This is a genomic window from Nocardia sp. GP40 (genome assembly GCF_050434125.1).
GTDB lineage: Bacteria > Actinomycetota > Actinomycetes > Mycobacteriales > Mycobacteriaceae > Nocardia > Nocardia albiluteola.
The window spans coordinates 894,708-920,719 of sequence record NZ_JBNPVW010000001.1 but is presented as its reverse complement, the minus strand read 5'-3'; the positions used below and the strand labels follow the sequence as shown (position 1 = coordinate 920,719).

General features: G+C 68.9%; 21 protein-coding genes and 2 pseudogenes. 7 read left to right on the top strand and 16 right to left on the bottom strand.

What is annotated here, in order from left to right:
• Positions 1–51: 51 nt before the first annotated feature.
• The 11 genes and pseudogenes from ABH933_RS03945 to ABH933_RS03895 form a co-directional block, all read right to left on the bottom strand.
• Positions 52–336 carry a LysR family transcriptional regulator gene (locus ABH933_RS03945; protein WP_429415794.1) on the bottom strand — a complete coding sequence of 95 codons (285 nt, stop codon included), beginning with the start codon at positions 334–336 and terminating at the stop codon, positions 52–54.
• Between the two features lie 851 nt (positions 337–1,187).
• A complete protein-coding gene (locus ABH933_RS03940) occupies positions 1,188–1,859 on the bottom strand; it encodes a lysophospholipid acyltransferase family protein (protein WP_429415306.1) in 672 nt (223 codons plus the stop codon).
• Positions 1,860–2,713: 854 nt separating this feature from the next.
• A pseudogene (locus ABH933_RS03935) lies at positions 2,714–3,007 on the bottom strand (IS256 family transposase); the annotation flags it as partial.
• A gap of 157 nt (positions 3,008–3,164) precedes the next feature.
• The gene (locus ABH933_RS03930) at positions 3,165–4,310 is read right to left on the bottom strand and encodes an acyl-CoA dehydrogenase family protein (protein WP_429415304.1); all 1,146 of its coding nucleotides are present in this window, start codon (positions 4,308–4,310) and stop codon (positions 3,165–3,167) included.
• A 158-nt stretch (positions 4,311–4,468) separates the two neighbouring features.
• Positions 4,469–5,341 (bottom strand): lysophospholipid acyltransferase family protein, encoded by an 873-nt coding sequence (locus tag ABH933_RS03925; protein ID WP_429415301.1) that lies wholly within the window; start codon positions 5,339–5,341, stop codon positions 4,469–4,471.
• 119 nt (positions 5,342–5,460) lie between these two features.
• The gene (locus ABH933_RS03920; RefSeq protein ID WP_429415299.1) at positions 5,461–6,012 is read right to left on the bottom strand and encodes a nuclear transport factor 2 family protein; all 552 of its coding nucleotides are present in this window, start codon (positions 6,010–6,012) and stop codon (positions 5,461–5,463) included.
• 43 nt (positions 6,013–6,055) lie between these two features.
• Positions 6,056–7,099 (bottom strand): PucR family transcriptional regulator, encoded by a 1,044-nt coding sequence (locus tag ABH933_RS03915; RefSeq protein WP_429415296.1) that lies wholly within the window; start codon positions 7,097–7,099, stop codon positions 6,056–6,058.
• A 41-nt stretch (positions 7,100–7,140) separates the two neighbouring features.
• The gene (hflX, locus tag ABH933_RS03910; RefSeq protein ID WP_429415293.1) at positions 7,141–8,661 is read right to left on the bottom strand and encodes a GTPase HflX; all 1,521 of its coding nucleotides are present in this window, start codon (positions 8,659–8,661) and stop codon (positions 7,141–7,143) included.
• A 70-nt stretch (positions 8,662–8,731) separates the two neighbouring features.
• Entirely contained in the window at positions 8,732–9,625 is an 894-nt protein-coding gene (gene dapF, locus ABH933_RS03905; protein ID WP_215919661.1) for a diaminopimelate epimerase, read from the bottom strand.
• A 129-nt stretch (positions 9,626–9,754) separates the two neighbouring features.
• On the bottom strand, positions 9,755–10,666 hold the full coding sequence (gene miaA, locus ABH933_RS03900) for a tRNA (adenosine(37)-N6)-dimethylallyltransferase MiaA (RefSeq protein WP_429415290.1): 912 nt from the start codon (positions 10,664–10,666) through the stop codon (positions 9,755–9,757).
• The gene (locus tag ABH933_RS03895; protein ID WP_429415287.1) at positions 10,663–11,445 is read right to left on the bottom strand and encodes a hypothetical protein; all 783 of its coding nucleotides are present in this window, start codon (positions 11,443–11,445) and stop codon (positions 10,663–10,665) included. The genes miaA and ABH933_RS03895 overlap by 4 nt, the downstream gene beginning before the upstream one ends.
• 351 nt (positions 11,446–11,796) lie before the next feature.
• Between ABH933_RS03895 and ABH933_RS03890 the strand changes: the two genes are divergently transcribed.
• The gene (locus ABH933_RS03890) at positions 11,797–13,323 is read left to right on the top strand and encodes a DUF349 domain-containing protein (RefSeq protein ID WP_429415284.1); all 1,527 of its coding nucleotides are present in this window, start codon (positions 11,797–11,799) and stop codon (positions 13,321–13,323) included.
• 140 nt (positions 13,324–13,463) lie between these two features.
• Positions 13,464–14,087 carry a flavin reductase family protein gene (locus ABH933_RS03885; RefSeq protein WP_215919305.1) on the top strand — a complete coding sequence of 208 codons (624 nt, stop codon included), beginning with the start codon at positions 13,464–13,466 and terminating at the stop codon, positions 14,085–14,087.
• Between the two features lie 13 nt (positions 14,088–14,100).
• Here ABH933_RS03885 and ABH933_RS03880 read toward each other — a convergent pair whose 3' ends face one another.
• The 3 genes from ABH933_RS03880 to miaB form a co-directional block, all read right to left on the bottom strand.
• Complete coding sequence (locus tag ABH933_RS03880) at positions 14,101–15,729, bottom strand: hypothetical protein (RefSeq protein ID WP_429415281.1); 1,629 nt, start codon at positions 15,727–15,729, stop codon at positions 14,101–14,103.
• Between the two features lie 238 nt (positions 15,730–15,967).
• Complete coding sequence (locus ABH933_RS03875; RefSeq protein ID WP_429415278.1) at positions 15,968–16,717, bottom strand: Rv2732c family membrane protein; 750 nt, start codon at positions 16,715–16,717, stop codon at positions 15,968–15,970.
• A gap of 223 nt (positions 16,718–16,940) precedes the next feature.
• A complete protein-coding gene (gene miaB / locus ABH933_RS03870) occupies positions 16,941–18,479 on the bottom strand; it encodes a tRNA (N6-isopentenyl adenosine(37)-C2)-methylthiotransferase MiaB (protein ID WP_429415275.1) in 1,539 nt (512 codons plus the stop codon).
• Between the two features lie 109 nt (positions 18,480–18,588).
• Here miaB and ABH933_RS03865 point away from each other — a divergent pair, with 109 nt between their 5' ends.
• Positions 18,589–19,317, top strand: coding sequence for an amino acid ABC transporter ATP-binding protein (locus ABH933_RS03865; protein ID WP_215919656.1), 729 nt, complete (start codon positions 18,589–18,591; stop codon positions 19,315–19,317).
• Between the two features lie 65 nt (positions 19,318–19,382).
• The gene (locus tag ABH933_RS03860; RefSeq protein WP_429415272.1) at positions 19,383–20,210 is read left to right on the top strand and encodes a glutamate ABC transporter substrate-binding protein; all 828 of its coding nucleotides are present in this window, start codon (positions 19,383–19,385) and stop codon (positions 20,208–20,210) included.
• Between the two features lie 135 nt (positions 20,211–20,345).
• On the opposite strand, the gene ABH933_RS03855 is transcribed toward ABH933_RS03860, so the two are convergent.
• Complete coding sequence (locus ABH933_RS03855) at positions 20,346–21,023, bottom strand: LysR substrate-binding domain-containing protein (protein WP_429415269.1); 678 nt, start codon at positions 21,021–21,023, stop codon at positions 20,346–20,348.
• Positions 21,024–21,121: 98 nt separating this feature from the next.
• Here ABH933_RS03855 and ABH933_RS03850 point away from each other — a divergent pair.
• The 3 genes and pseudogenes from ABH933_RS03850 to ABH933_RS03840 all read left to right on the top strand — a co-directional run.
• Positions 21,122–21,865: pseudogene (locus ABH933_RS03850) on the top strand (FAD-dependent monooxygenase); the annotation flags it as partial.
• Between the two features lie 165 nt (positions 21,866–22,030).
• Entirely contained in the window at positions 22,031–23,374 is a 1,344-nt protein-coding gene (locus ABH933_RS03845) for a bifunctional o-acetylhomoserine/o-acetylserine sulfhydrylase (protein ID WP_429415790.1), read from the top strand.
• A 306-nt stretch (positions 23,375–23,680) separates the two neighbouring features.
• Positions 23,681–24,922 carry a serine hydrolase gene (locus tag ABH933_RS03840; RefSeq protein ID WP_429415266.1) on the top strand — a complete coding sequence of 414 codons (1,242 nt, stop codon included), beginning with the start codon at positions 23,681–23,683 and terminating at the stop codon, positions 24,920–24,922.
• Positions 24,923–25,089: 167 nt separating this feature from the next.
• On the opposite strand, the gene ABH933_RS03835 is transcribed toward ABH933_RS03840, so the two are convergent.
• On the bottom strand, positions 25,090–25,995 hold the full coding sequence (locus tag ABH933_RS03835; protein ID WP_429415264.1) for a serine hydrolase: 906 nt from the start codon (positions 25,993–25,995) through the stop codon (positions 25,090–25,092).
• Positions 25,996–26,012 lie beyond the last annotated feature (17 nt).

The window sequence follows — 26,012 nt, the reverse complement described above, 5'->3', positions numbered from 1 at the left end:
TTTCCCGAGCTAAGACTCGATCTGCTGAGCCACTCGAACACACCGACTCCATCAGTCGCATTTCGGGTCAGCCCGCAATGCGCGGCATCGGGTTGTCTCGCTGCGGATTCGGCTGGTCTGGTCGAGCGCGTCGAGGACGGCTTGTCCGAGTGGTGTGAGTGTCATGGGTCGTTGTGCGTGGGCGCGGTTGAGGAGTTCGCCGCCCAGGTCGAGTTCGAGTTCGCGGATTCGGCGTCGGAGAACGTCGGCGTGGATGCCGAGGTTCTCTGCGGCGCTGGCGAGGGTGGGGTGGTGGCTGGCGGCGGCGACTTGTTCGAGTCGGCTGGGGCCATCGATCGCGGCCAGTGCTGGTTGCAGTAGTGAGCCACCCCGGTGAGTCCGGGGACTTCGAGGGTGTCAAGCCGCTGTGTCGCTGGACAGTTGACTCTGATGGCTGTAGGGCACCTATTCGTGCTGGTGAGCGGGGATATGATAAGCGCGATAAAACGACCGGAGAAAGGAGGTGAACACATGAGCGACATCGAGCAAGAGCCTCCCGCGGCTGAGGAGACTGGCGCGACGGAGGGTGAACAGTCTGCGGCCGAGGAGGCAGCAGCGCCGGCCGAGGCCCCTGCGGCTGAGGAGACTGGCGCGACGGAGGGTGAACAGTCTGCGGCCGGAGAGGCAGCAGCGCCGACCGAGGCCCCTGCCGAAGAAGCTGGAACCTAGGAGCGGGAGCTGAAGCGGCCGACAGGAGTCAATCGGCGGATGAGGGTTTCGCCCCCGGCATGAGTTGTCACGCACGACTCGTCGTGCGCGACGAAGGTGGAGCTGACGTGGGTATTGCTTGAAGCGGCAGCTCCACGGGACTTGTCCTGGGCGCTTGCGATGCGACACTGGCGCCTGTTGAGCTTGACCTCGCCGTAGAACGGGAGCTGATCGTGCAGGGCTAGGGAAATCGGAAGCGTCGTCTGGAGATCACCAGCAGCTGGGAAGGTCGATCAGGCAGCCACCGTCCGTATCGCAGATAGATTCCGGAGGGGGCCCAGCGCGCAAGGAACATCGCGCCCGGCTGGCATTCACGCTAATACCGGCCCCTGCCTGTCCCGACCCCTTACTATGCCAGGGGAGGGGAATTAGAGACACCGCTGCAATAGATCACGATCTCGACCGACCGGCTGGGAACACTGTGCGGTCAGCGACTACACCTACGCAGGGTTGTCACGGCGTGCGTACTCGTCCACGTACTCCTGCCCGGACGCACGGTGCAGTTCGGCCATCAGTTGATCCGTGGCCGCGCGCACCACACGCTGATCCTGCGCCAGCTCCGCGAACCGAGCCAGATCCAGTGGCGCACCGACCGTGATGCCGACCCGTCCGAACCGCAGTCGTCGCGACCCACGCGGGTTCACCTGCTCGGTCCCGGTCATCACCACCGGCAGGACCGGCGCTCCGGTTGTCAACGCAACCCGCATGACCCCGGTTTTGCCTTTGTACAGTCGCCCGTCCGGTGACCGGGTACCTTCCGGATAAATCCCCCAGATTCCGCCCTCGCGAAGAATCCGCTCTGCTGTCCGCAGTGCTCCCGCCGCCGCGTCCGCGTCATTGCGATCGATCGGCACCTGGCCTACCGCGGTAAAGAACCATCGCATCAGCCAACCCTTGAGCCCGGTCCCGGTGAAGTACTCCGCCTTCGCCACGAACGTCATCCGCCGCCGGATCATCAGTGCCAGGAAGAACGAATCTGCCACTGCTTTGTGATTGCTCGCCAGAATCACCGGTCCGGACTTCGGAATATGGTGCATTCCGGTAATCCTCGGTCGCCCGATCACCCACAGCACCGGCCCGATGACGACGTACTTGAACAGTAGGTACCACACACCGCGCTCCATCCGTAGACATGTGAGTTCGAACTGATGACTGGACCGCCGCCGCCACTGCCACGGTCGACCCGGCAACCTCCCCGCGAACACCTCGACATCGGTTGGTGGCCCTGGCGCTTCGCTCATCCGCGACCACCCATCCTCACGAGTCCATGGCAGGGACATACCCGCCCGGGGTCGTCTGTGTCGCCCGAGCGCTATCGCGTTTCACATCGGCGTCTTGTGCCATGTGAGATCCCCGAAAAGTCGGTTGAGTGGGATGAACTCGCTGGGCCGATCGCATCCTTACCAAAACCTCACCATTATGCAGCAACCTGTGAGCAACTGGCAGGGGTTCCGGACTGGCAAGAACAGGTATTCGCGTACCCGATATTCGGGGCGGAGTTGCGCGTAGTCACCGGCTGTGGTTGCCGGGGGCGTAGCGGTTTCGTCGGACGGGGCGTCAGGGTCACCGCCACCGAACGCGGAAACCGAGAGAATTTGCCGCTCAGTGTCCTACTCACTGGTCTGAACCGGATGTTGCGGGACTGAGGCCGCGTACCGCCTGGCCACAGGAGCCACGTCGATCCTCGCAATACTCGTGCGGCTCACCGCCTCGGAAGCCCTCCTGGGAAGGCCGAACAAGCGATGATCACAAGCGATGATCGTCGACGGGGCGCCCGTAGACGAGGATTTGTGTCAGTTCCAGGTCGATCGGTGCGGGCGCGTCCTTGATGCGGTGGAATCGGGCACCGAGACGGGCGGGTCCGTGGATGCACCGCACCACGACTACTGCTGCTGCGTCACAGGAGTGGATGTGGTCGATCTGGAGCTGGGCGTTCAGGGGGCTTTGCGAGGGTCAGGATTTGTCATCACGCAGCCCGTTCGGGACGTTCGACGAGGAGGCCGCGCTCGAAACAGGCTCCGGCGCGCACGAGAGCGACCAGGTGTGGTGCGTTGACCGATCGCCACCGGTGCTGAGCGGCCTCGATCAGTTTGAATGCCATCGCCAGCCCAGCGGCACGCGAGCCGGGCCCCTTGGTGACTTTCGTTCTCAAACGTGCCGTGGCGAAAGTGGATTCGATGGGGTTCGTGGTGCGCAGGTGGATCCAGTGCTCGGCCGGATAGTTGTAGAACTCGAGCAGCACATCGGCGTCATCGACATTTGTGGCCGGACCAGGAGACCCATACACGGGATGCGATCGATGGTGTCTTCACCCGCCCAGCGGGTGATACCTCAACGGGGTACCACCCGGAAAACGGTGCAGTTTCAGATCTGAACCGGGACCACAGCCTTCTCCTGACGGTGAAAACAGCCCCCTATCAGGCCAGTTTCAGCGAACGCCCGATGATCTCCTTCATGATCTCGGTCGTGCCGCCGTAGATGGTCTGCACGCGAGCATCCATGTACGCCTTGGCAATCGGGTACTCGCGCATGTAGCCGTACCCGCCGTGCAGCTGCAGGCACCTGTTGATGAGGTCGAGCTCCTCCTCGGTGCTCCACCACTTGGCCATGGCCGCCTCCTCGACGGTCAGCTTCCCCTGGTTCAGCAGTTCGATGCAGCGGTCGACGAATACGCGCACCGCGGTGGTCTTGGTGGCGAGTTCGGCCAGCACGAAGCGGGTGTTCTGCTGGGCGCCAATGGGTTTGCCGAATGCCTTACGGTCGCGCACGTACCGTACGGTCATGTCCACGCTGGCCTCCATGGCGGCGGCGGCCATGACGGCGATGGACAGGCGCTCCTGCGGCAGGTTCTGCATCAGGTGAATGAAGCCCTGGCCCTCGGTGCCCAGCAGGTTCTTGCCCGGCACGCGCACGTCGGTGAAGCTCAGCTCGGCGGTGTCCTGGGCCTTGAGGCCGATCTTGTCGAGGTTGCGGCCGCGCTCGAAGCCGGGCATGCCCCGCTCGACCACCAGCAGCGAGAATCCCGTCGCGCCCTTCTCGGGATCGGTCTGGGCGACCACGATGACGATGTCGGAATTGATGCCGTTGGTAATGAATGTCTTGGCGCCGTTGAGGATCCAGTCGTCGCCGTCCTTCACCGCGCGGGTCTTGATGCCCTGCAGATCCGAGCCGGTGCCGGGCTCGGTCATCGCGATGGCGGTGATGATCTCACCGGTGCAGAATCCGGGCAGCCAGCGCCGCTTCTGCTCCTCGTTCGCCAGATCCAGCAGATAGGGGGCGATCACATCGTTGTGCAGGCTGAAACCCAGGCCCGAATACTGTCCGCGGACCGTCTCCTCGGTGAGGATGGCGTTGTAGCGGAAATCCTTCACACCGCCGCCGCCGAACTCCTCGGGCACGGCCATGCCCAGGAACCCCTGCTTGCCCGCCTCCAGCCAGACGGCCCGGTCGACGATGCCCTCGTGCTCCCACTGCTCGTGATGCGGGGCCACATGCTGCTCGAGAAACTTTCGGAACGACTCCCGGAACAGCTCGTGTTCGGGTTCGAAAAGGGTGCGCTCCACGCCAACCTCCTAGGTGACCACATCGGCAACGTCGCCTGCAGCCCTACCGTACCCGGAAGTCGAATCGTCGTTCACTTCGAACCCCAGAAAAGGGGTTCCAACTGCGTTGCACAGGGCGATGCCGACGACGATGGCGTCCTGAACCCTGGTAAACCTGACTACAGCCCGATCGCCTGGCGCGCCCGGCCCCACAGGGTCCGCCCGCGATCGCGTTCCCGCTCGGCGAACAGGAACTTCAGCTCCTCCTCGAGGGCCTTGCGCACCACCTCCTGCAGCTCGGCGGCGGCCGCGTCCAGGTCCGTGGCATCGGCCCACGGCGTCGTCTCGATCGGCGTGCCCGCCGCGTAATAGAACCGTTCGGGCTTGGGCAGCAGCGTCGGCCCGAGGCCACGCACCAGCGGCGGGGTGAGGTTGCCGCGCAGCCCGAGCGCCTCCACGAGCATCCGCAGCGGCCGCATGGGCAGCTCGTCGCCGTCGAAGATGATGTCGTACGCGTCGTCGGCGCCGATCATGGCCAGCGGGACGATGGGCGCACCGGTTTCGATCGCCATCCGGGCGAATCCGGTGCGTCCCTCCCACTTCAGCACGTACTTCTCGCCCTTGCGGCGCACGGCCTCGCGGCCGCCGCCGGGGAAGACCAGCACCATCTCGCCCTGTTCGAGCAGGGTGCGGCAGTTCCCGCGGCTGCCCCGCACGCATCCGATGCCGTGCAGCGCGTGCCGCACGCCCGGCACCGTGATCAGCACGTTCTCCGCCAGCCCGCGCAGCGCACGGCCGGTCCGGCGGGCCAGCTCGGGCCACAGCACGGGGGTGTCGATGCCCAGGAAGTTGTGATTGCCCACCAGCAGCACCGGGCCGCCGGCCGGAATGTTGTCGAATCCGTGGAATACCGGGCTGGTCCACGCCCGGATCGGGGCGACGATCGCCTCGAGTGCACGAATATCAATCTCACGCAACGATATTCGTAGTGGCGCACCATCCGATAGCACCGGCTCGGCGGCGGTGGTCGTCGTCGAATCAAAGCCGGACAAGAAGCCCTCCCTGCAGGTTGTTCCTGTCCGACAGGATATCGGAGCCCGGGTAGGCCATGCCGACAAAGCATTACCGGGGGTCGCGCGATGATCGGCGCGGCCGGACCGCGCCGTTCACCTCACGAGTTCGCGTGCACGAGTTCCAGGTATTCCCTGGGCAATTCGTCGCGCGAGAGCTTGCGAATCTCGGCGGGGCCCGAATGATAGGAATCCTCACCCACGATGCGGCCCTGCTCGTCGATCGGCCACAGCAGCAACTGCCGGAACACGATCAGATAATCCGCATCCGGATCGTCCACCGGAATGCCGATCTGCGCGGCGTACGAACCGAGGTAGATCTGGCGCAGATAGCCCTCGGTGACCACGCAGCGGTCATCGACGACGAGCCGGTCGATGTCGAATTCCAAGATGTTCGAACGGCTTTCGACGAATGCCTGGTAATAGCCGCGCACGCCGTCGTCGGTCTTGGGCCCGACGTCCCGGCCGTCGTTCCAGAAGTGATAGTCCGGTTCGGGCGCCAGGGTACGCATCAGCCCGTCCAGATCGGGCACGGCCTCGGCCTTCATGTGCTCGATGACGATGCTCAGCGCGCGGCGATGCCGCTCGTCGGTGGTCTCCGCCAGGCGACGCTCCAACGGGGCCCAGGTGCGGTTCGGGTCAATGACGGCCATGTGCGAAACTCCTTCTTGCCGTACCGAATATGCCTGCCGATCATCACTGGTCGGCGGCCTCCGGGGCATCCGCCGGCCGTCGCGAGAATTCCGGGCTCGGCCCGACGCTCGTCGGGTCGCCACCCGCGAGCTCGGCGGACGACATCGCAATGCGGCGCACTGTGAGCACCAGCGTGGCCGTGAAACGGTCCACGGCATTGTCGACATCCCACCCCAGTGCGGCCTCCACCTGCGCGATCCGCGCCGCCACGGTGCTGTGATGCAGGTGCAGCTCGGTCGCCGTGCGCCGCAACGACCCGAAGACGCAGAACGCCTCGAGCGTGTCCACCGCTGCCGCGCCGGCCTCGGTGGCGGCGAATTCGTTGACCCGCATGACATCCCGGGTACCGAGCAGCCGGTGCACGGGCAGATCGGCCAGCAGGTCCAGCGAACCGAGCCGATCGAACGCGATCACGCGGCGGCCGTACCAGGTCGAGGACGCGAACCGCAGCGCCCGCCGCGCCTGCTCCCACGAGGTCGCCGCCGCCAGCGCACCCGCCCGCTCCCCCATCCCGACCCACGGCCCGGCCGCACCCAGCCGAGAAGACGGAAAGGCCTGCACCACAGCGGAATTCAGATCATCGGACAGTTCCCGCACCGCACCGGCATCCCCGATGAGCACCGCGGTCGTCGTGCCGATCACCCCCGACCGCAGCACGGGAGCCCGCTCGCCGATGATGCGCACCGCCTCCGCGGTGCACGGTCCCGCCACCGCCAGCACCCGTACCGCACGCGCCGGATCGATCCCGAGCAGCCGCATGGCTCGCACCCGGTCCGCGCGGGGCTCCCGCTCCGAGAGCACGACCTCGAGCAGCGCCGGATCGTCCAGCCGCAGCGATCCCGCCGACGGCCGCGCCGCGACCCGCAGGCAATGCCGCAACCGCTCCAGCAGGACCGCGTCGAGCGGATGCGCGATGCCGGGACGCTCGAGCCACACCGCCGGGTCCGCACCGATCGCCTCCGGCGGCGGCGCGGCACCGCCCGGCAGCAGCCGACCGGCCGCGTCGTATCGAATCGTCGTCCCCGAAGACCACACCGCGCCCGCCACGCATTACCCCGGTATACGGGCTCGACCGGGCGGGTCCGGGCTCAGTCCTGCAGTGTGGTGCCGGCGTGCGCGAATTCGGCCAGCGGTCCGGCCAGCGAGTGCGGGACTCGCGCGCGGATCCGGGTGCCGGACTCCTCGTGCTCGGAGCTGATGATGCGGCCGTCAGCGTGGATCCGGGAAAGCAGATCACCCCGGTCGTACGGCAACAGCACGCTGACCTCGACATCGAGCCCGCCGAGGATCTCCGCGAGCCGATCGCGCAGGTCTGTCAACCCGGCCCCGGTGCGTGCGGAGACGAACACCGCCCCGGGCAGCAACGCACGCAGATGCGCCAGGTCCGCCGGTTCGACCGCATCGATCTTGTTGACCACCAACAGCTCCGGCGGCGGCGTATAGGCCTGCCCATCGCGGCGGGCCCCCGCGTCGCGCTGCTCGCGCAGGACGTCGGTGACGACCTCGCGCACCGCCTTGATCTGCCCCTCGGGCATCGCGTCGGAGCCATCGACGACGTGCAGCAGCAGATCCGCGCCGGTGACCTCCTCGAGGGTGGAGCGGAACGCCTCGACCAGCTGCGTGGGCAGATGCCGCACGAAGCCGACCGTATCGGTGAAGACCACCTCGCGGCCGTCGTCCAGGGCGGCCCGACGCGTGGTCGGATCCAGGGTGGCGAACAGCGCGTCCTGCACCAGGATGCCCGCGCCGGTCAGCGCGTTCATCAGGCTCGATTTACCCGCGTTGGTGTAACCGACGATCGCCACCTGCGGGATGCCGCTCGAGGTGCGCCGCGAACGCTTGGTGTCGCGCGCGGTCTTCATCTCCTTGATCTCGCGGCGCAGCTTGGCCATGCGCTCGCGAATCCGGCGGCGGTCGGTCTCGATCTTGGTCTCACCGGGACCACGGGTGCCCACGCCGCCACCCGCACCGCCCGCGCGGCCACCGGCCTGCCGGGACATCGACTCACCCCAGCCGCGCAGCCGCGGCAGCATGTACTCCATCTGCGCCAGCGACACCTGCGCCTTGCCCTCGCGGGAGGTGGCGTGCTGGGCGAAGATGTCCAGGATCAGCGCGGTCCGGTCGATCACCTTCACCTTGACGACCTTCTCCAGCGCATTCAGCTGCGCGGGAGTCAGCTCACCGTCGCAGATGACGGTGTCGGCGCCGGTGTCGAGCACCACCGCGCGCAGCTCGTCGGCCTTGCCCGAGCCGATGTAGGTGGCCGGATCCGGCTTGTCGCGGCGCTGGATCAGCCCGTCCAGCACCTGCGAGCCGGCCGTCTCGGCCAGCGCGGCGAGCTCGGACATGCTGGCATCGGCCTGCGCGGCCGTGCCCTCGGTCCACACCCCGACCAGGACCACCCGCTCCAGGCGCAGCTGCCGGTACTCGACCTCGGTGATGTCGGTGAGTTCGGTGGACAGACCCGCGACCCGGCGTAGCGAACTGCGCTCCTCGAGCTGCAGTTCACCAACCGTGGGCTCGGCGGCCCAGCCGTTTCGGGCGTCGTCGTCCCGCGCCGGGTCGAACTCGTCGACGGGCGTGAACTCGAACGTTTCGGATTTCCTCATATGCCTCCATGCTCCCACGACTGAACGCATGGACGCACCCGAGTTATTTCGCGGTGCGGAAACACTCGGATCAGGCCGCGTCCCACCAGTCCCGGGCGACACGCCCGGAGGCCACCAGCTCCGAGGGCCCGCGCAACGTCGCCTCGCCCTGGGCGATGCATACGGTGACCTCTCCCCCAGGCACACGCACCAGCACCTCGCCGGTGTCGTTCGCGATCGAGAAGCCCTCCTGCGCCAGCGCGGCCGCGGCCGCCGCGACGGTTCCCGTTCCGCAGGAACGGGTTTCGCCGACGCCGCGCTCGTAGACGCGCATATCGACCGCGCGCGGCGTGGGCCAGGCGTCGCCGAGCGCGGTCAGGATCTCCACGTTCACGCCGTGCGGGAACATCTCGGGCTGGTAGCCGGGGGCCACCGTCAGGTCCAGTTTCGCCAGCGCCTCGGCCGTCAGGCCCGGATCCACGCACGCCAGATGCGGATTGCCGACATCGATGCCGATGCCCGGATAGGCCCAGCCGCCGATGGTGGCCGTCGACGCGCCCAGCTCGCGCACTCGTCCCATCCCGACGGTCACCTCGCCGCGGACCGGGTCTGCGGCATGGACGGTCACCGGGCGCGCCCCGGCGCGGGTGCCGACGACGAACTCGCCGGTGGTCTCGGCACCGATGGCCGCCAGGAAGTGGGCGAACACCCGCACCCCGTTGCCGCACATCTCCGCGACCGACCCGTCGGCGTTGCGGTAGTCCATGAACCAGTCGTCGGGACCGATCCCCTCGGCCAGCCCGTCCAGCACCCCGGATTCGACGAGCGGCTCGGCCCACGCCACCCGCAGCACGCCATCCGCGCCGAGGCCGCGCTGGCGGTCACACAGCGCCGCCACCCGGGTCTCGGTGAGCTCCAGCTCGCCCTCGGGGTCGAACAGGATCACGAAATCGTTCTGGGTGCCATGACCCTTGGTGAATTCGATATCGGGCACGTCCGCATTCTCCCTGTTCATTGCCGAGCCGCCTGCCGCGGGGCCGCGGACCGAACTGCCGGCCACTTGATCAACGCCCTCCACCGCGCAATTTCATCCGACACGACCGCCGCGCTCGGCTCACCGCCTGGGTGAGCGCACCAGGTCTTGCGCCACCTCCGGCAGCCGAGGATCGGCGCCGTCCAGCCACCGGACACGCGGATCGCGGCGGAACCAGGAACGCTGGCGGCGCACGTAGCGCCGGGTGCCGATGAGGGTGCGTTCCCGCGCGTGGTCCAGGTCGTATTCGCCGTCGAGATACGCCAGGACCTGCGCGTAGCCAATGGCGCGGCGGGCGGTCTGTCCCTCCCGCAGTCCGCGCTCGATCAGCGCGCATACCTCGTCGAGCAGGCCGTGCTCGAACATCGTCGCGGTACGCAGCTCGATGCGGGCGTCGAGTTCGGCGGTCTCCCGATCCACGCCGAGAATGATCGTGCCCCAGTGCGGCTCGCCGACCTGCGGTTGCGACGCCGCGAACGGACGTCCGGTGAGCTCAACGACCTCGAGCGCGCGCACCATGCGCCGACCGTCGGTCGGCAGGATAGTCTGCGCCGCAACGGGATCGGCGGTGCGCAGGGCGGCGTGCAGCGCCTCGACCCCGCCGTCCGCGAGCAGCGCCTCCCATTTCGACCGGACGTCAGGGTCCGTGGCCGGGAAGTCCCACCGGTCCAGCAGTGCCTGCACGTACATCATGGATCCGCCGACGATGACCGGGGTGCGCCCGCGCGCCATGATGTCCTCGACATCGGCGGTCGCGGCGAGCTGATACGCGGCGACGGTGGCGGTCTCGGTGACCTCGAGCACGTCGAGCTGGTGGTGGGTGATGCCGCGGCGCTGCGAGACCGGCAGCTTGGCGGTGCCGATGTCCATCCCCCGATACAGCTGCATGGCATCGATGTTGACGATCTCGCCGTCGAGGCGCTGCGCCAACTCGAGTGCGAGATCGGACTTTCCGGTCGCCGTGGGGCCGACTACCGCGATCGGGGTGATCACGCCCCGGCTCCCGGACGCCAGAGGCTCACGTGATAGCCGACGCCGAAGGGCGCGGCCCGATACAGGGTTTCCACGCCGGGGCGCCCGTCCGCGGCGCCGGCGCCGAACAGGCCCGCCAGAACCTGATAGGCCGCCCGCCCCGACACGCCCAGCTCCGCGCACAGGGTGGTATCCAGCTCCGCCAGCGCCGCGCAGTCCCCGGCGTCGAGCGCTCGATCGATCCCCGCCTGCGCAGCCTCGGCCCGGGAGTCCAGGTAGCCGGGCGCCTTGGTGGAGAGCGTGGTCGCACCGTCGGCGACGACCAGCACCCCGCGCGGCCCGGGCTCGGCACCCAGGTCGCGGCGCAGGCGCGCGCCCAGCGCCGCACAGTCCGCGACGGCCGAGTCGGCCGCGATCAGCCGCGCCTCGACGGTTGCTTCCGGGGCCACCCGCCCCCGCAGCCATCCCCCGATCAGCACCGGGAGCGGCAGGTCCGGATCGGGCGGCAGGCCGTCCGCCAGCGCCGAATCCGACAGCGCGACAGGCACATCCGCGCCGAAGCCGCGGAACGTGCCGACCGCGTCGACATAGTCGAGCTCGGCCCCGGCACCCTCGGGGGCGACGCCGACCACCGTCCACCGCATCGTCTCGCCCGCCAGCGCGCGCCCCGCCGCGAGCACCGCCTCCCGCAGCGCGGGCACCTGCGCCGCCGGATGCTCGTCGTCGACCGCCGGCCATCCGCCGCACAGCTCGGGGACCAGCACGGGCGGCGACGGAATCAACGCGGCAAGACTGAACACGCCGTCAACCGTAGCGGCCCATCGGATCGACCCGGCAGCGAAGTCGGCAGACCGCGCGGCAACCCGCGTGCCATCGAACACGGCGACGCATCCGGGTTCCCAGTCACCCGCACGCCCAGCTCAACCCGCCGGGCAACCCTCACTACCACGCATTTGCCGCCGTGGCTACCGCTGGCGGCCCCGTCCACGCGGCGCCGCGCACGGCCCCGGAGGCCCCCGCGCGCGGCCGTCGCGCTCACACACGGTGCGCCACCGAGGGCAAGAGGCGGCATATCTGACATCTGCCTGGTTGAATGGGATGAAGCTAGGGCGTAACCAGGCAGCCGTGACGCGCGGCAGGGACGAGGAGTGATGACCGAGAACAACGGAACCGAGAAGGCAGCCCAGCTCGACACCGGCACGGCGCAGCAGTCCAGCACCCCCGCACCGCGACCCACGCCAGCCGACGCCGCGCCGGAGGCAGGCGCCGCCGCGCCCAGGCCCGGGGGCACGGCTCCCAAGCCCGGCGGCCCCAAACCGGGCGCGCCCAAGCCCGGCGCCCCGCGACCGGCCACGCCCAAACCACAGGCCGCGCCGCACGAGGCCCCCAAGCCGCATGCGGTCACCCCGGCGGGCGCGCCGCAGGAGCATCCGCACCCGGTATCCGTGCCCGTGGCCAGCGATCCGAGCCGGTGGGGCCGCGTCGACGACGACGGCACCGCCTGGGTGAAGACCGCCGAGGGCGAGCGCATGATCGGCTCCTGGCAGGCCGGCGATGCCGCGGAGGGGCTGGCACATTTCGGCCGGCGCTACGACGATCTGGCCACCGAGATCGCCCTGCTGGAGGCGCGGCTGGCGGCCGGTACCGACGCCCGCAAGACGAAGGCGGCCGCGGTCACGCTTGCCGAATCGTTGCCGACCGCGGCGGTCATCGGCGATATCGACGCCCTCGCGCAGCGGTTGCAGGCCATCGCCGAGCACTCGGACGAGGCCGCCGCGCACGCCAAACAGGAGCGGGAGCGTTCGCGCCACGAGCAGACCGAGCGCAAGGAGGCCCTGTGCGCGGAGGCCGAGCAGATCGCGGCCGACTCCAGCCAGTGGAAGGCCGCGGGCGATCGGCTGCGCGAAATCCTGGACGAGTGGAAGACCATCCGCGGCGTGGACCGCAAGGTCGACGACGCGCTGTGGCGGCGCTTCTCCAAGGCCCGCGAGGCGTTCAACCGCCGCCGGGGCGCGCACTTCGCCGAGCTCGACCGCGAGCGCGCGGCGGCCAAGACCCGCAAGGAGGAGCTGTGCGCCCAGGCCGAGGAGCTGTCCGCCTCGACCGACTGGGCCGCCACCGCCGCCACCTTCCGTGACCTGCTGACCGAATGGAAGGCCGCCGGCCGCGCCCCGCGCGAGGCCGACGATCAGCTGTGGCGGCGCTTCAAGAGTGCGCAGGACGTGTTCTTCGGTGCTCGCAACGCCGCCGCCTCCGAGCGGGATGCCGAATTCGATCACAACGCCACCGCCAAGCAGGACCTGCTGGCCACGTTCGAGGAGCGCGTGGCATCCCACGTGGAATCCGATCTGGACACCGCGCGCACCGCACTGCGGGAACTGCAGGACAGGTGGGATGCCATCGGCAAGGTGCCGCGCGAACGCATGCAGGATCTCGAGGGCCGGCTCCGCGCCCTGGAGAAGCAGGTCCGCGACGCGGTCGATGCCCAGTGGCGGCGCACCGACCCGGAGGCGATGGCCCGCGCGGCCCAGTTCCGCGAGCGCGTGGCGCAATTCGAGGAGCAGGCGGCCAAGGCGCAGGCGGCCGGCCGCCTGCGCGACGCGGAGAAGGCCCTGGAACAGGCCAAGCAGTGGCGCGAATGGGCCGAGGCCGCCGAAGGGGCCGTCACCCGCCGCTGACGCTCGGCCCTGGCGGGTCGGCCGGGTCGTCAGGTCCCCCGCGAAGCTCCGAACCGCGTTGCGCGGCAATCGGACTCGGCGTCAGCGCCATGTCCGATTGCCGCCAGCGCAGTCTCGTGCCCACCTGCATCGTGGATCTCATGCATCAGGTCGTAGATCTCAAAGTCCTCTACTTCGGCACGCCGGTGGTGCTGATCGGCACTCGCAATCCCGACGGCAGCCCCAACCTCGCGCCCATGTCCTCGGCGTGGTGGCTCGGCGATCAGGGCATGCTCGGGATGAACACCGCGTCGCAGACCACCACCAACATGCTGCGCGAACGCGAGTGCGTGCTGAATCTGCCGTCATCGGATCTGGTGACGGCGGTGGACCGGCTGGCGCTGCTGACCGGATCGCCGGAACGGACCCCGCACCGAATCGAGAAGGGGTACCGCTACGAGCCGGACAAGTTCGGCGCCGCGGGGCTGACCCAGCTCGAGGCGGACCTCGTCGCGGCGCCCCGGGTCGCCGAATGCCCGATTCAGCTCGAGTGCGAGGTGATCTCCTCGGTCCCCTTCGGCTCTGCGGTCACCGCGCACACCGTCCGGGTGATCCGCGCCCACGTCGACGCGTCGCTGGTGATTCCGGGCACCGCGCACGTGGATGCGGACGCCTGGGATCCGCTGATCATGAAGTTCTGCGAGTTCTTCGGCGAGGGCACCCGGCTGCAGCCGTCCCGGCTGGCCGTCGCATGGCAGATCCCCCAGCCGGTGTCCAGCAGCTGAGCCGGCCCGCCGGTCAGTGCGGAATTGTCTGGCCCGGTCGCAGCACCGTTCCGCACTCACCGGTCCGCTGGTAGTCCGGCAGCAGGTGTGGCAGTACCTCTTCGGAGTACTGGCGTAGCTGCCGGAGTTGCTGTGCGTTGCGCACGACGTCCTTGCGGACCCAGTCCTCGTCCGAGTTGGCCATGTCCTGCGATTGATGGATCGGGTAGTAGTCGCGCGGCATCCGCGGATCGAGGGTGACACCGTGGGCCACCCAGACGCCGTGGACGTGAATGAATGTGGGCTTGCGGTCATTGAATACGTAGTCCGCGACGGTGACGCCGGCCTTGCCCGAGCGGATGTCCGCCATCCGCGCATCAGCGAGCCCGGCCAGATCGATCAGCCGCAGCCGCGAGGTCAGCGAGCTGCCGCCCATGTCCGGCGCGAGCAACGTGGCCTGGGGCAGGCCGAGGATGTCGGCGTAGCCGTTCATGTAGCGCCCGAACCGAATGGCGATCCAGCACAGCGGCACATCCGAATTGGCCCGATAGGCCCGCGCCGCATCCGCCAGCGCGACACCGGACGGGATCATGGCGAACACCAGCGCCAGCGCGACCAGCGCCCGGGCCCGGGTGCGCAGCCCGGCCAGTACCTGTGCCACCGAGATCACCACGACGAACGCGGCCAGCGCCCACACCGGGGTGGCAAACCGGAACTGCCCCATCCAATCCGGCTCCAGCACGCAGTAGGCGAGCATCGCCAGCGCCAGCGGAACCAGCAGCGCGACAACGCCGTCGCGCCACCGGCTCGGAGTGGCCAGGGCGAGCCCGAGCACCACGGCGGCCGCGATCACCGCCGACGCGCCCACATACTGCACCAGGTCCCCCAACCGGCTCAGGTCGTGCACGGCCGGGATAGCCTGCCGCTTGGCCACCGCGGTATTCGGGACGAGCCGGCCGAACTCGGCGAACCGCCACAGCACATAGGCCCCGAACGGAACCGCGAACGCGATACCCGAATACAGCACGTGGCCAAGCATTTTGAGCCACGTCGCCCGCCGGAACAGCAGCACCGAAACCAGCGGATACGCGGCCACGTAGATCAGGCCGTCGGGCCGGGTCAACGCCGCGACCGCCGCGAGCACCCCCGCGGTCACCGCCACCGACGGCGTCCACAGCCGCCCGTCCAGCACCGCGACCAGCAGCCGGACGGCCAGCACGCACGCCACCAACGCGAACAGCGAGTTCTCCAACCCCGAGAAGCACCAGATCACGAACGACGGAATCGCCGCCAGCACAACGCCTGTCGCGAACGTGATCACCGCGGGCCAGCGCGACACCCGGCGCGCGGCGACATAACAGGTGACCAGGATTCCGGCGCAGCACAGCAGCGCGATCGCCTTCGGATAGAGGACGAGGTCGGGGACGCCGAAGAGGCTGCCGGAGTCGAACAGGCCACACCACTTGCCCACCACCAGCACCGCGAGCCAGGTGGGATCGGAGAATCCCTCCACCGGCGCCGCCCCGGGCTGCAGCACCGGCCCGAAACCGTCGGCGACGCTGCGCGCATAGGCGAACGTGATGCCCGCATCGTCCACCAGCCAGTTGCCGTATTGCGCCGCGCGCCATGCCAGTGCGAGAACGCCGCCCACGATCGCGGCCATCGCCGGCCACGACGGCCGTAAACGCCACTGCCGCAGTCCCTCCCGCGGCCCGGCCGAAACCTCTTGCGGCCCCACGGAAACGTGCGGCCTCGCTGTCGTTACCTCAACCATTCATCAGATCCCCAGATTCGAAAGACGTTGCCAGGACACCGTTGCCAGCAGGCAACGGCCCTTGCACCCCTTGCGAATCTTGCCACAGCACCCGGTGATCCCGAGACCCACATCACCGCCCGAGGGACTAGTCCTCCTCGCCCATCAGCCAGCGGCGGCTGCGCTCCTCCTCCTCGGCGGCGGCGATGCGGCGCTGTTCCTCGGCCTCGAGTTGCACCGCGGTGCGGCTCCAGACGACCTTGAGCCAGTGGAACGTCAGCACGATCATCGCGATCGCGCCCAGGATCAGTCCGACCGAGGGCCCGGCGCCGCGATAGTTGCCGATGCCCGGGGTCTGGCGGTGCCAGATCGAAAGCACCCCGAACACGCTGCCGACGGCCGTCCCCGCCACCGCGACCCACGCGAACGCCCAGCGCCGGGTGAGCAGGGCCAGCGAGGAAAATCCGATGCCGAAGATCAGCACAAACCACTGGAACACCCGCGAGGGCAGCCCGATGCGATCGGCGGCGGCGGTGTCGTCGGAAAAGAGGATGTCCAGCCCGCGCGTATGCCCGGCGTGCGGCAGCACCAGCGTGAGCAGCAGCACGAAGACCGCGCCCGCGACCACCATCGCGCGGTACCCGGGGTCGATCTCCCCGGCGATCTTGCGTTCGACGGCCGCCAGGTCGTCGTGGTAGGACTCGAAGATCTCTGCCTGGTCCGGATTCACCCGGCCTGCCTCCTGTGTCTGGTCATCGCCGCTGGAATCGCCTGCCGCCCGGCCGGTCTCGCCGGTTGCCTCGGCGCCGCCGGTCGAATCACCGTGCGCCGTGTGATCGGCCCGGCGATCGCCGTCATCCGCGTCATCGGACGCAGGCCGTGCGTGTTCTTCGGACATCAGCTCTCCACCATTCGGTGCGATATCGGCGTGCGGTGATCGGGCCGTCGCGCTCCCCCGGGCCTCGCGCCCGAGCATCGCCACCGAGTCACGCCACCACCCTACGACTCGCCGCCACGGCACTACGACCCGGCGTCGTAATCGAGTGCTCAGACCACGTCACAAGCAGTACCACGACCCTGCGTCGAAGGCAGCACTACGACCCGGCGTCGTAATCGGATGTTCAGACCACGTCGCAGCCCGCGACGGCGGGCAGCGGTTCCGGCGCACCGATCCGGGGCAGGCCCAGCCCGACGCCGATCGGAGCGGTCTTGGGCGTGATGCCGCGTTCGTGGGCGTCTCCCGCCGGGGTGCGGCGGTGGCTGTGAATCTCGCCGTCGGCGATCAGGTGGTGCGGCGCGGCGGCGGTGATGTCGACGGTGACGATGTCGCCGGGGCGGATGTCCCGCTGCGCCGGCGGGCGGAAATGCACCAGGCGACCGTCGCGGGCCCGGCCGCTCATCCTGGCGGTGGCGGCGTTCTTCTTCCCGGCGCCGTCCGCGACCAGCAGTTCCACCTCGGTGCCGACCAGCGCGCGATTGGCCTCGAGAGAGATCTCCTCCTGCAGCGCGACGAGCCGGTCGTAGCGCTCCTGCACCACCGCCTTGGGAACCTGATCGGCCATCGTGGCCGCCGGCGTGCCCGGGCGGATCGAGTACTGGAAGGTGAATGCGCTGGTGAAGCGCGCCTGCCGCACCACGTCCAGGGTCTGCTGGAAATCCTCCTCGGTCTCCCCGGGGAAGCCGACGATGATGTCGGTGGTGATGGCCGCGTGCGGCATCGCCGCGCGCACCTTCTCGATGATGCCCAGGTAGCGCGAAGTGCGGTAGGACCGGCGCATGGCCTTGAGCACCCGGTCCGAGCCCGACTGCAGGGGCATGTGCAGCTGGGGGCACACGTTCGGGGTCTGCGCCATCGCCTCGATGACGTCGTCGGTGAACTCCGCCGGATGTGGCGAGGTGAACCGCACCCGCTCCAGGCCCTCGATGTGCCCGCAGGCGCGCAGCAGCTGAGCGAACGCGCCGCGGTCGCGCGGCTGCTCGGGATCGACGAAATTGACCCCGTAGGAGTTCACGTTCTGCCCCAGCAGCGTCACCTCGAGCACGCCCTGATCGACCAGCGCCTGTACCTCGGCCAGCACATCACCGGGACGGCGGTCGACCTCCTTGCCGCGCAGCGCGGGCACGATGCAGAAGGTGCAGGTGTTGTTGCAGCCGACCGAGATCGACACCCAGCCCGCGTAGGCCGACTCGCGTTTGGCGGGCAGCGTGGAGGGGAACGCCTCGAGCGATTCGAGAATCTCTACCTGGGCCTGCTCGTTGTGCCGGGCCCGCTCGAGCAGCACCGGCAGGGAACCGATGTTGTGGGTGCCGAACACCACGTCCACCCACGGCGCCTTGCGCACCACGGTGTCACGATCCTTCTGCGCCAGGCAGCCGCCGACGGCGATCTGCATGCCGGGCCGCTCCGCCTTGATCGGGGCGAGGTGACCGAGCGTGCCGTACAGCTTGTTGTCGGCGTTCTCCCGCACCGCACAGGTGTTGAAGACCACCAGGTCCGCGGTCGCGCCCGCCTGGGCACGGGTGTATCCGGCGTCCTCGAGCAGGCCCGACAGCCGTTCGGAGTCGTGCACGTTCATCTGGCACCCGAACGTGCGCACCTCGTACGTGCGAGAAGAGGCTCCCCCCTCCGGGGATACTGTCACCTGCGTGGACGAATTCACCCGTCCAGGGTATTACGCAAATACAGCCCTCTGGCCATAGGGTCTGCAGAGCATGAACGACGCTGCCGAGACCACCTCCGGCGCTGCCTCCACGGCCGCCCGGCCGCCGATGATCTCGATGCGCACGGTGGACAAGCACTTCGGCGATCTCCACGTGCTGCGCGATATCAATCTCGACGTGCCGCGGGGGCAGGTGGTGATCGTGGTCGGGCCGTCGGGTTCGGGCAAGTCGACGCTGTGCCGGGTCGTCAACCGCCTGGAATCGGTCGACTCGGGCACCATCGCCATCGACGGCGTGCAGCTGCCGGCCGCCGGTCGCGCGCTGACCAAGCTGCGCGCGGAGGTCGGCATGGTGTTCCAGTCGTTCAACCTCTTCGCGCACAAGACCATCGTCCAGAACGTGATGCTGGCGCCGGTCAAGGTGCGCGGCATCGACAAGGAGGCCGCGCGCACCCGGGCGATGGAGCTGCTGCAGCGGGTCGGCATCGCGGATCAGGCCGACAAGTATCCGGCGCAGCTCTCGGGCGGGCAGCAACAGCGGGTGGCGATCGCCCGCGCGCTGGCGATGAATCCGAAGGTGATGCTGTTCGACGAACCGACCTCGGCCCTCGATCCGGAGATGGTCAGCGAGGTGCTCGAGGTCATGGTCTCCCTGGCGAAGGAGGGCATGACCATGGTGGTGGTCACCCACGAGATGGGTTTCGCACGCCGCGCCGGGGATCGGGTGCTGTTCATGGCCGACGGCCGGATCGTCGAGGACACCGACCCCGAAACCTTCTTCACCGCACCGGCATCCGAGCGGGCCCGCGACTTTCTGGCCAAGATCCTGAGTCACTGACCCGAAGTACCGCACACTGAAGTAATGCCACCGATCACCTCCGCTCATATGAGAGAAGGCATTCGATGAGGATTACCCGTGCCCTCCGCATCGGCATCGGCGCCCTGGTACTCGCGGCGGCGGTGAGCGGCTGCGGCGGCGGCAGCTCCGAGACGGCCAGCCAGCACGCGGCGGGCGGAAAGCTCACCATCGGAATCAAATTCGATCAGCCGGGGCTGGGGCTCGAGCGCAAGGACGGCACGTTCTCCGGCTTCGACGTGGACGTGGCCACCTATGTCGCGGGCAAGCTGGGCGTCCGGCCCAGGGACATCACCTTCCGGGAGGCGCCCTCGGCCCAGCGCGAGACGCTGATCCAGAACGGCCAGGTCGACATGGTCGTGGCCACCTATTCGATCACCGACGAGCGCAGGAAGAAGGTGGATTTCGCGGGCCCGTACTACGACGCCGGGCAGAGCCTGCTGGTGCGCGCGGACAATACCGCGGTCACCGGGCCGCAGGCGATGGGCGGCAGGACACTGTGCACGGTTCGGGGTTCGACTCCGGCGCAGGACATTCAGCAGTACTTCGCGCCCGGGGTGACCCTGCGCGAGTACGACACCTATTCGCTGTGCGTGGAGGCGTTGAAGAGCAAGGCCGTCGACGCGGTCACCACCGACAACATCATCCTGTCCGGCTATGCCGCGCAATCCCCCGGCCAGCTGAAGGTGGTCGGCCAGCCCTTCACCATGGAGCGGCTCGGCATCGGTATACGCAAGGGCGACAAGGAATCCCGCGACCGGATCAACGATGCCATCCAGGCGATGATCGCCGACGGCTCGTGGAAGGCATCGCTGGAGCGGAATCTCGGCAGCTCCTTCATCGTCCCGGCACCGCCGCAGGTGGACCGATACTGACCGGTTGGGCTCAGCCTGAGCGCAACGGTCGACCGCCCCTGTCGCCGCGGGCATCCTGAAATGGCGCTGCTCCGGGCCGCCGAGCCCACGCCACTCCCGGTGGCCCGGGGCGGACGTCCACGGTACGGCTGATCCTCACGTTCGAAGTACAGTACGGACCCATGCCGCGGCGGTGCGGGCGAATACTCTTGCCGCTGGGCTCGTTTCGGTCTCGGCCAGGCGGATGAGGGCGATACGGGCACGGATGTCCGCATCGGCGATCGGAACCGCGACGACCTGGTCCGAGTGGGCGGCGGCAACCGCATGCGGCAGGATCGCGACGCCCAGGCCGCGGGCCGCGAGGCGGGCCAGCATGTGCGGATCACCGGCCTCGAAGACGATCCGGGGCCGCATACCGGCCGCCGCGCAGGCCGTGTCGAATGCGGCGCGCAGGCCCGCGCCGGGTGGCAGGCAGATCAGATCGCGCTCACACAGGGCCTCGAGCGTAATTTCTTCTCGCACAGCGTCATGCGCGGCAACCACCGCGACGACCGGCTCGTCGGCAAAGATCTCCGCGGCCAGATCCGCGGGCAGGCCCGCACCCACCCCGGCGAAGGCGAGATCGAGCCGTCCGGCCCGCAACTCCTCGATCGTGGCGTCGGAGGCGTTCTCCGACAACGTTATCCGCACTCCCGGATACTTCTCGTGGAACGCGCCGAGCAGGCCCGGCAGATCGAATGCCGACACCGAGGCGGTCATGCCCAGCCGCAGGTGGCCGCGGACCAGCCCCTCGAGTTCGGCCACCGCCTCGCGGGCCCCGGCGTAGGCCGCCAATGCCGCACGCGCATAGGGCAGTACAGCGTAGCCCGCCTCGGTCGGGGTCGCGGTACGACCGGAAGTGACAGCTTTTCGACCTCGAGAAACGAGTGGTCATGAACGAGCGGAACGTGTTGATCGCCGGCGCGGGCATCGGTGGCCTGACGGCCGCATTGAGCCTGCACGCGGCCGGAATCGACGCAGAGGTGATCGAGAGCGCCCGCACCATCGCGCCGCTGGGCGTCGGCATCAACCTGCAGCCGCAGGCGGTCGGACCGCGCGGTGCGGGTCACACCCTGGATCGCGCCTCCGGCCGCGAGCACACCCGCTCCGCGGGCGTGCTGATCGGCGCCGAGGGCCTGCATTCGGTCGTGCGCGCCGGGCTGCATCCCGGGCAGTCCGGGCTGCATTGGTCGGGCATGCGGATGTGGCGCGGAATGGTTGCGGCAGCACCGTTTCTGACGGGACGAACCATGCTGCTGGTCAACGGCGGGGACACCCGGATGGTGATCTACCCGGTGACCGAGGCCACCGCCCCCGGCGACACGGTGCTGGTGAATTGGGTTGCCATAGCGAAGGTTTCCGATCCGGGCACGATCCCCGACGACGCGGGCGTCGACCGCGCGGGACACGCGCGGGATGTGCTGCCGTTGCTCGCCGACTGGTCTCTGGGCAGCCTGGACGTGCACGCCCTGATCGCGGCCACCCCGAACATTCTGGAGTACCCGATGGTCGATCGCGACCCGCTCGAGCAGTGGGGGCACGGCCGGGTCACCCTGCTCGGCGACGCGGCCCACCCGATGTATCCGGTCGGCGCGAACGGAGGCTCTCAGGCAATTCTCGACGCGCGCGTGCTCGCCGCGGAACTCGCGGGATCCGACCCGGTCGAGGCGCTGGCGCGACACCATCGACGACGCCGCCTCGGCGTGACATCGCGGCGGCGGGCGGGCCACCCCGCCCGCCGCGCCGGAATCACGGCGCGTCAAAATATTTCCAGGTGGGGACCCATTTTCTACCGTTGCCGAATGACCTCCAACGAGCCCGCATCGCCCGGCGACGCCACCGCAGACCCCAGCGCCGCCTGGAGTTTCGAGACCAAGCAGATCCACGTCGGCCAGATCCCGGACGGCACCACCAACGCCCGGGCCCTGCCGATCTACCAAACCACCTCCTACACCTTCCGTGACACCGCACACGCCGCTGCCCTCTTCGGCCTCGCCGAGCCCGGCAATATCTACACCCGCATCGCGAACCCCACCCAGGATGCGGTCGAGCAGCGGGTCGCCGCGCTCGAGGGCGGCGTCGCCGCGCTGCTGCTGTCGTCCGGACAGGCCGCGGAGACCCTGGCGATCCTCAATATCGCAGGCGCCGGGGATCACATCGTGTCCAGCCCGCGGCTGTACGGCGGCACCTACAATCTGTTCCACTACACCCTGCCCAAGCTCGGCATCACGGTCGAATTCGTCGACGACCCCGACGATCTCGCGCAGTGGCGCGCCGCGATCCAGCCGAATACCAAGGCGCTCTACGGCGAAACGGTCTCCAACCCGCAGAATCACATCCTCGACATCCCCGCCCTCGCCGAGATCGCGCACGCGGTGGGCGTACCCCTGATCGTCGACAACACAGTTCCCACACCGTATTTGATCCAGCCGCTGCGGCACGGCGCCGACATCGTGGTGCATTCGGCGACGAAATATCTCGGCGGGCACGGCGCGGCGATCGCCGGTGTCCTCGTCGACGGCGGCACCTTCGACTGGACCGTGCGCGACGCGGAGGGCAAGCCTCGCTTCCCCGGATTCGTCGAACCCGACCCGAGCTACCACGGCGTCGTCTACGCGGATCTGGGCGCGCCCGCCTACGCCCTGAAGGCACGAGTGCAGCTGCTACGCGACCTCGGCTCGGCGATCGCGCCGTTCAACGCCTTCCTGATCAGCCAGGGCCTCGAGACGCTGAGCCTGCGGATCGAGCGGCATGTCAGCAACGCCCTCGCGGTCGCCGAATTCCTCACCGAGCGTGCGGAAGTCACGTCGGTCTCCTATGCGGGCCTGCCCTCCTCGCCCTGGTACGAACGCGGAAAGCAGCTGGCACCCAACGGAGTCGGCGCGATCATCGGTTTCGAGCTGGCGGGCGGGGTGGACAGCGGGAAGCGCTTCGTCGAGGCGCTGAAGCTCCACAGCCACGTCGCGAATATCGGCGACGTGCGGTCGCTGGTGATCCATCCGGCCTCCACCACGCATTCCCAGCTGACCCCGGAGGAGCAACTGGCCGCGGGCGTCACCCCGGGGCTGGTGCGCCTGGCGGTCGGCATCGAGGGAATCGAGGACATCCTCGCGGATCTTCGTGCGGGCTTCGAGGCCGCGCGGTAGAACCGGCCAACATTCGCTGGTCGTGGCCGCACCACGGCCGGCGGCCCGCATCGTGCTCGTGATGCGCCCGGCTTGCCTGGTGCATCGAGCTCCCTGGGTCCTCCGCGCACGGCGACCGGAACGCTTGCGAGCGGCCCCGAGTTGTCCTAGCGAGACGGGGGCTCACCCGGGGATGTGAAGTACCCCGTCCTCGCGGCAACGAGACCGGTCGAGTTGCACCCATATGCTGGGGGTCATGAGCGAGCGAACGGGCAACGCGACCACTCGAGTGGTCATGCCGGAGCCGAACGTCGGCGAGGTGGAGGCATGAGCACTCCCGCAGCACTGGTACCGGTCGCCGAGGATCTGGCCGCGGTCACCACCATCGGAGATGAGGACGATCCCGCCGCGGCCGGGCTGACCACCGCACACGTCGAGGCGCTGTGGGGCTCGGTGCAGCAGTGGTATCGGCTCGGTACCACTCCGGCGATCCAGGTCTGCCTGCGGCGCAACGGCCGGATCGTACTGAACCGCGGGATCGGGCACGGCTGGGGCAACGCGCCCGGGGACGACCCCGCCGCGGCCAAGGTGCTGGTGACCCCGGACAGTCCGTTCTGCGGATTCTCCACCGCCAAGGGGGTGGCCGCGGCGGTGATGTTCATGCTCATCGAGCAGGGCGTGTTCGCGCTGGAGGATCCGGTGTGCCGCCACATTCCCGAATTCGCCTCGAACGGAAAGCAATCGATCACCATCGGCGACGTGCTCGCGCACGCGGCCGGGGTGCCGTTCGTGACCGGACCGTACCGCGGCTTCGAGCTGGTCGTCGACGACGAGCTGGCCGCACGGGCGCTGGCCGATCTGAAGCGGACCTGGCCACGGCACCTGCGGGTCTATCACGCGATGACCGGCGGGTTGATCCAGCGGCTGCTGGTCCAGCGGGCCACGGGCAAGCGCATGCGCGAGCACCTGGCCGAGCAGATTCTCGACCCACTCGGCTTCCGCTGGAACAACTTCGGTGTCCGTCCCGAGGAGGTGGACCTGGTCGTGCCCAGCGTGCCGACCGGCCCGAAACCGTCCCGGGTTATGAAGTTCCTGGCGCACAAGGCGCTCGGCGGTGCGATGAACGGACCGATCTCCGAGCAGAAGAACCGCGACTTCCTCACCGCCGAGTTGCCCTCGGGCAACCTGGTCACCACCGCCTACGAACTCTCGCGTTTCTACGAAATCCTCACGCGCGGCGGCGAACTGGATGGCGTGCGCGTCATGAAGCCGGAGACCGTGCGTGCGGCCGCGGCCCCCGCGCCGTGGATACCGTCGGCGGCCGGGCGGGTGAGCGTGGCCGGCTACGAGCTGGGCGGCCGCCGCTCGAAATTCGGCAGCCACACCGAATCTCATTTCGGCCGTAGCGGTTTGACGACCCAGTACGGCTGGGCGGATCCGGCGCGAGGGCTGTCCGGAGCGATTCTCACCAGCGGCAAGGCATCCACGGACATGGAACGCCCGGTACAGCTGTGCGCACAGATCGCCCGCCTCATCGGGCCATCGGATGCGGCGGTGTTCACGCTGTGAACGGGACCGCGCGCGGCATTCGATTGCTCGTCCGCCGATCGTTGCCATAGGCCGATCCGGCACCAAAGGCAGCGTGGAGGGCAATCCTCCACCAAACGCCCTGTGCGGCTGCGCAAATCGCTGATCCGACCGGCGGACAATCGGCCTTGTGTCCGACATGTTTCGGTTCACAGCCGAATGCGCAACTCGTTGTGGATGATTCGGGCGGCCTTGGCCATGACGGCTTCCGCGCCCGGCTGCACAGCGGCGGGGACGCGCGACTGGGTGAGCACGGCGACGGCGAGGGCCTGCCCGTCGGCGTGCTCGACGACGCCCACCTCGTGACGGAAGTTGAGCAGCGTGCCCGTTTTGGACGACCAGCGCGAGGCGTCGGAGCTGAAGTCCGGCGCCAGACGGTGGCGAATAATGTTGTCCCCCATTATCTCCCGGGTTCTGGCCGCGGTCGCCGCTCCGATCGTGACCGGCCGCCACAGGCCCTGGAGCAGATCCGCGAAGGCCCGGGCCGAGCCGGTGTTCGCGTGGCTGATATCGAGCTGGGGCACCGCATGTCCGTCGCCGGTCGTAACCGCCTCGATGGCCAGGGCGTGGGCCAGGTAGGCGCGGGCGGGCTCGAAGGCCTCCTCCGGGGTCCGGGATAGGTCGTCCATCAGATGGCGCGCGGTGATGCCCTCGTAGCCGAGGCGCCGCAGTTCCGCGCTCACCGCCGCGGGCGGGGTGAGAGCGAACAGGGCGTCGGCGGCCGCGCTGTCGCTGATGGCGATGCTCAGATACAGCAGGTCGTCGAGCGCGATGGTGGCCGGATGCCGGAACTTGGCCACCCCGGTGGGCCCCGGTGTGGTGATCCGGCCCGGTGGCACCGTGATCGGCGTGCCGAGGTCCAGCTCGCCGCGCGCCACCCGCTCCAGGGTCGCGACCACCAGCGGCACCTTCACCAGCGACCCGGTCGGCCACTCGAGTTCGGCGTCGATGCCCAGCTCGTTCCCGGTGTCCAGATCGCGCACCAGAATCGAGCCGCGTAGCCCCGCGTTGTCGAGTTCCCGCCGCGCCTCGCGCAGCGCCGTGGTCATGCCCATTGCCGTCCCCGCATCCC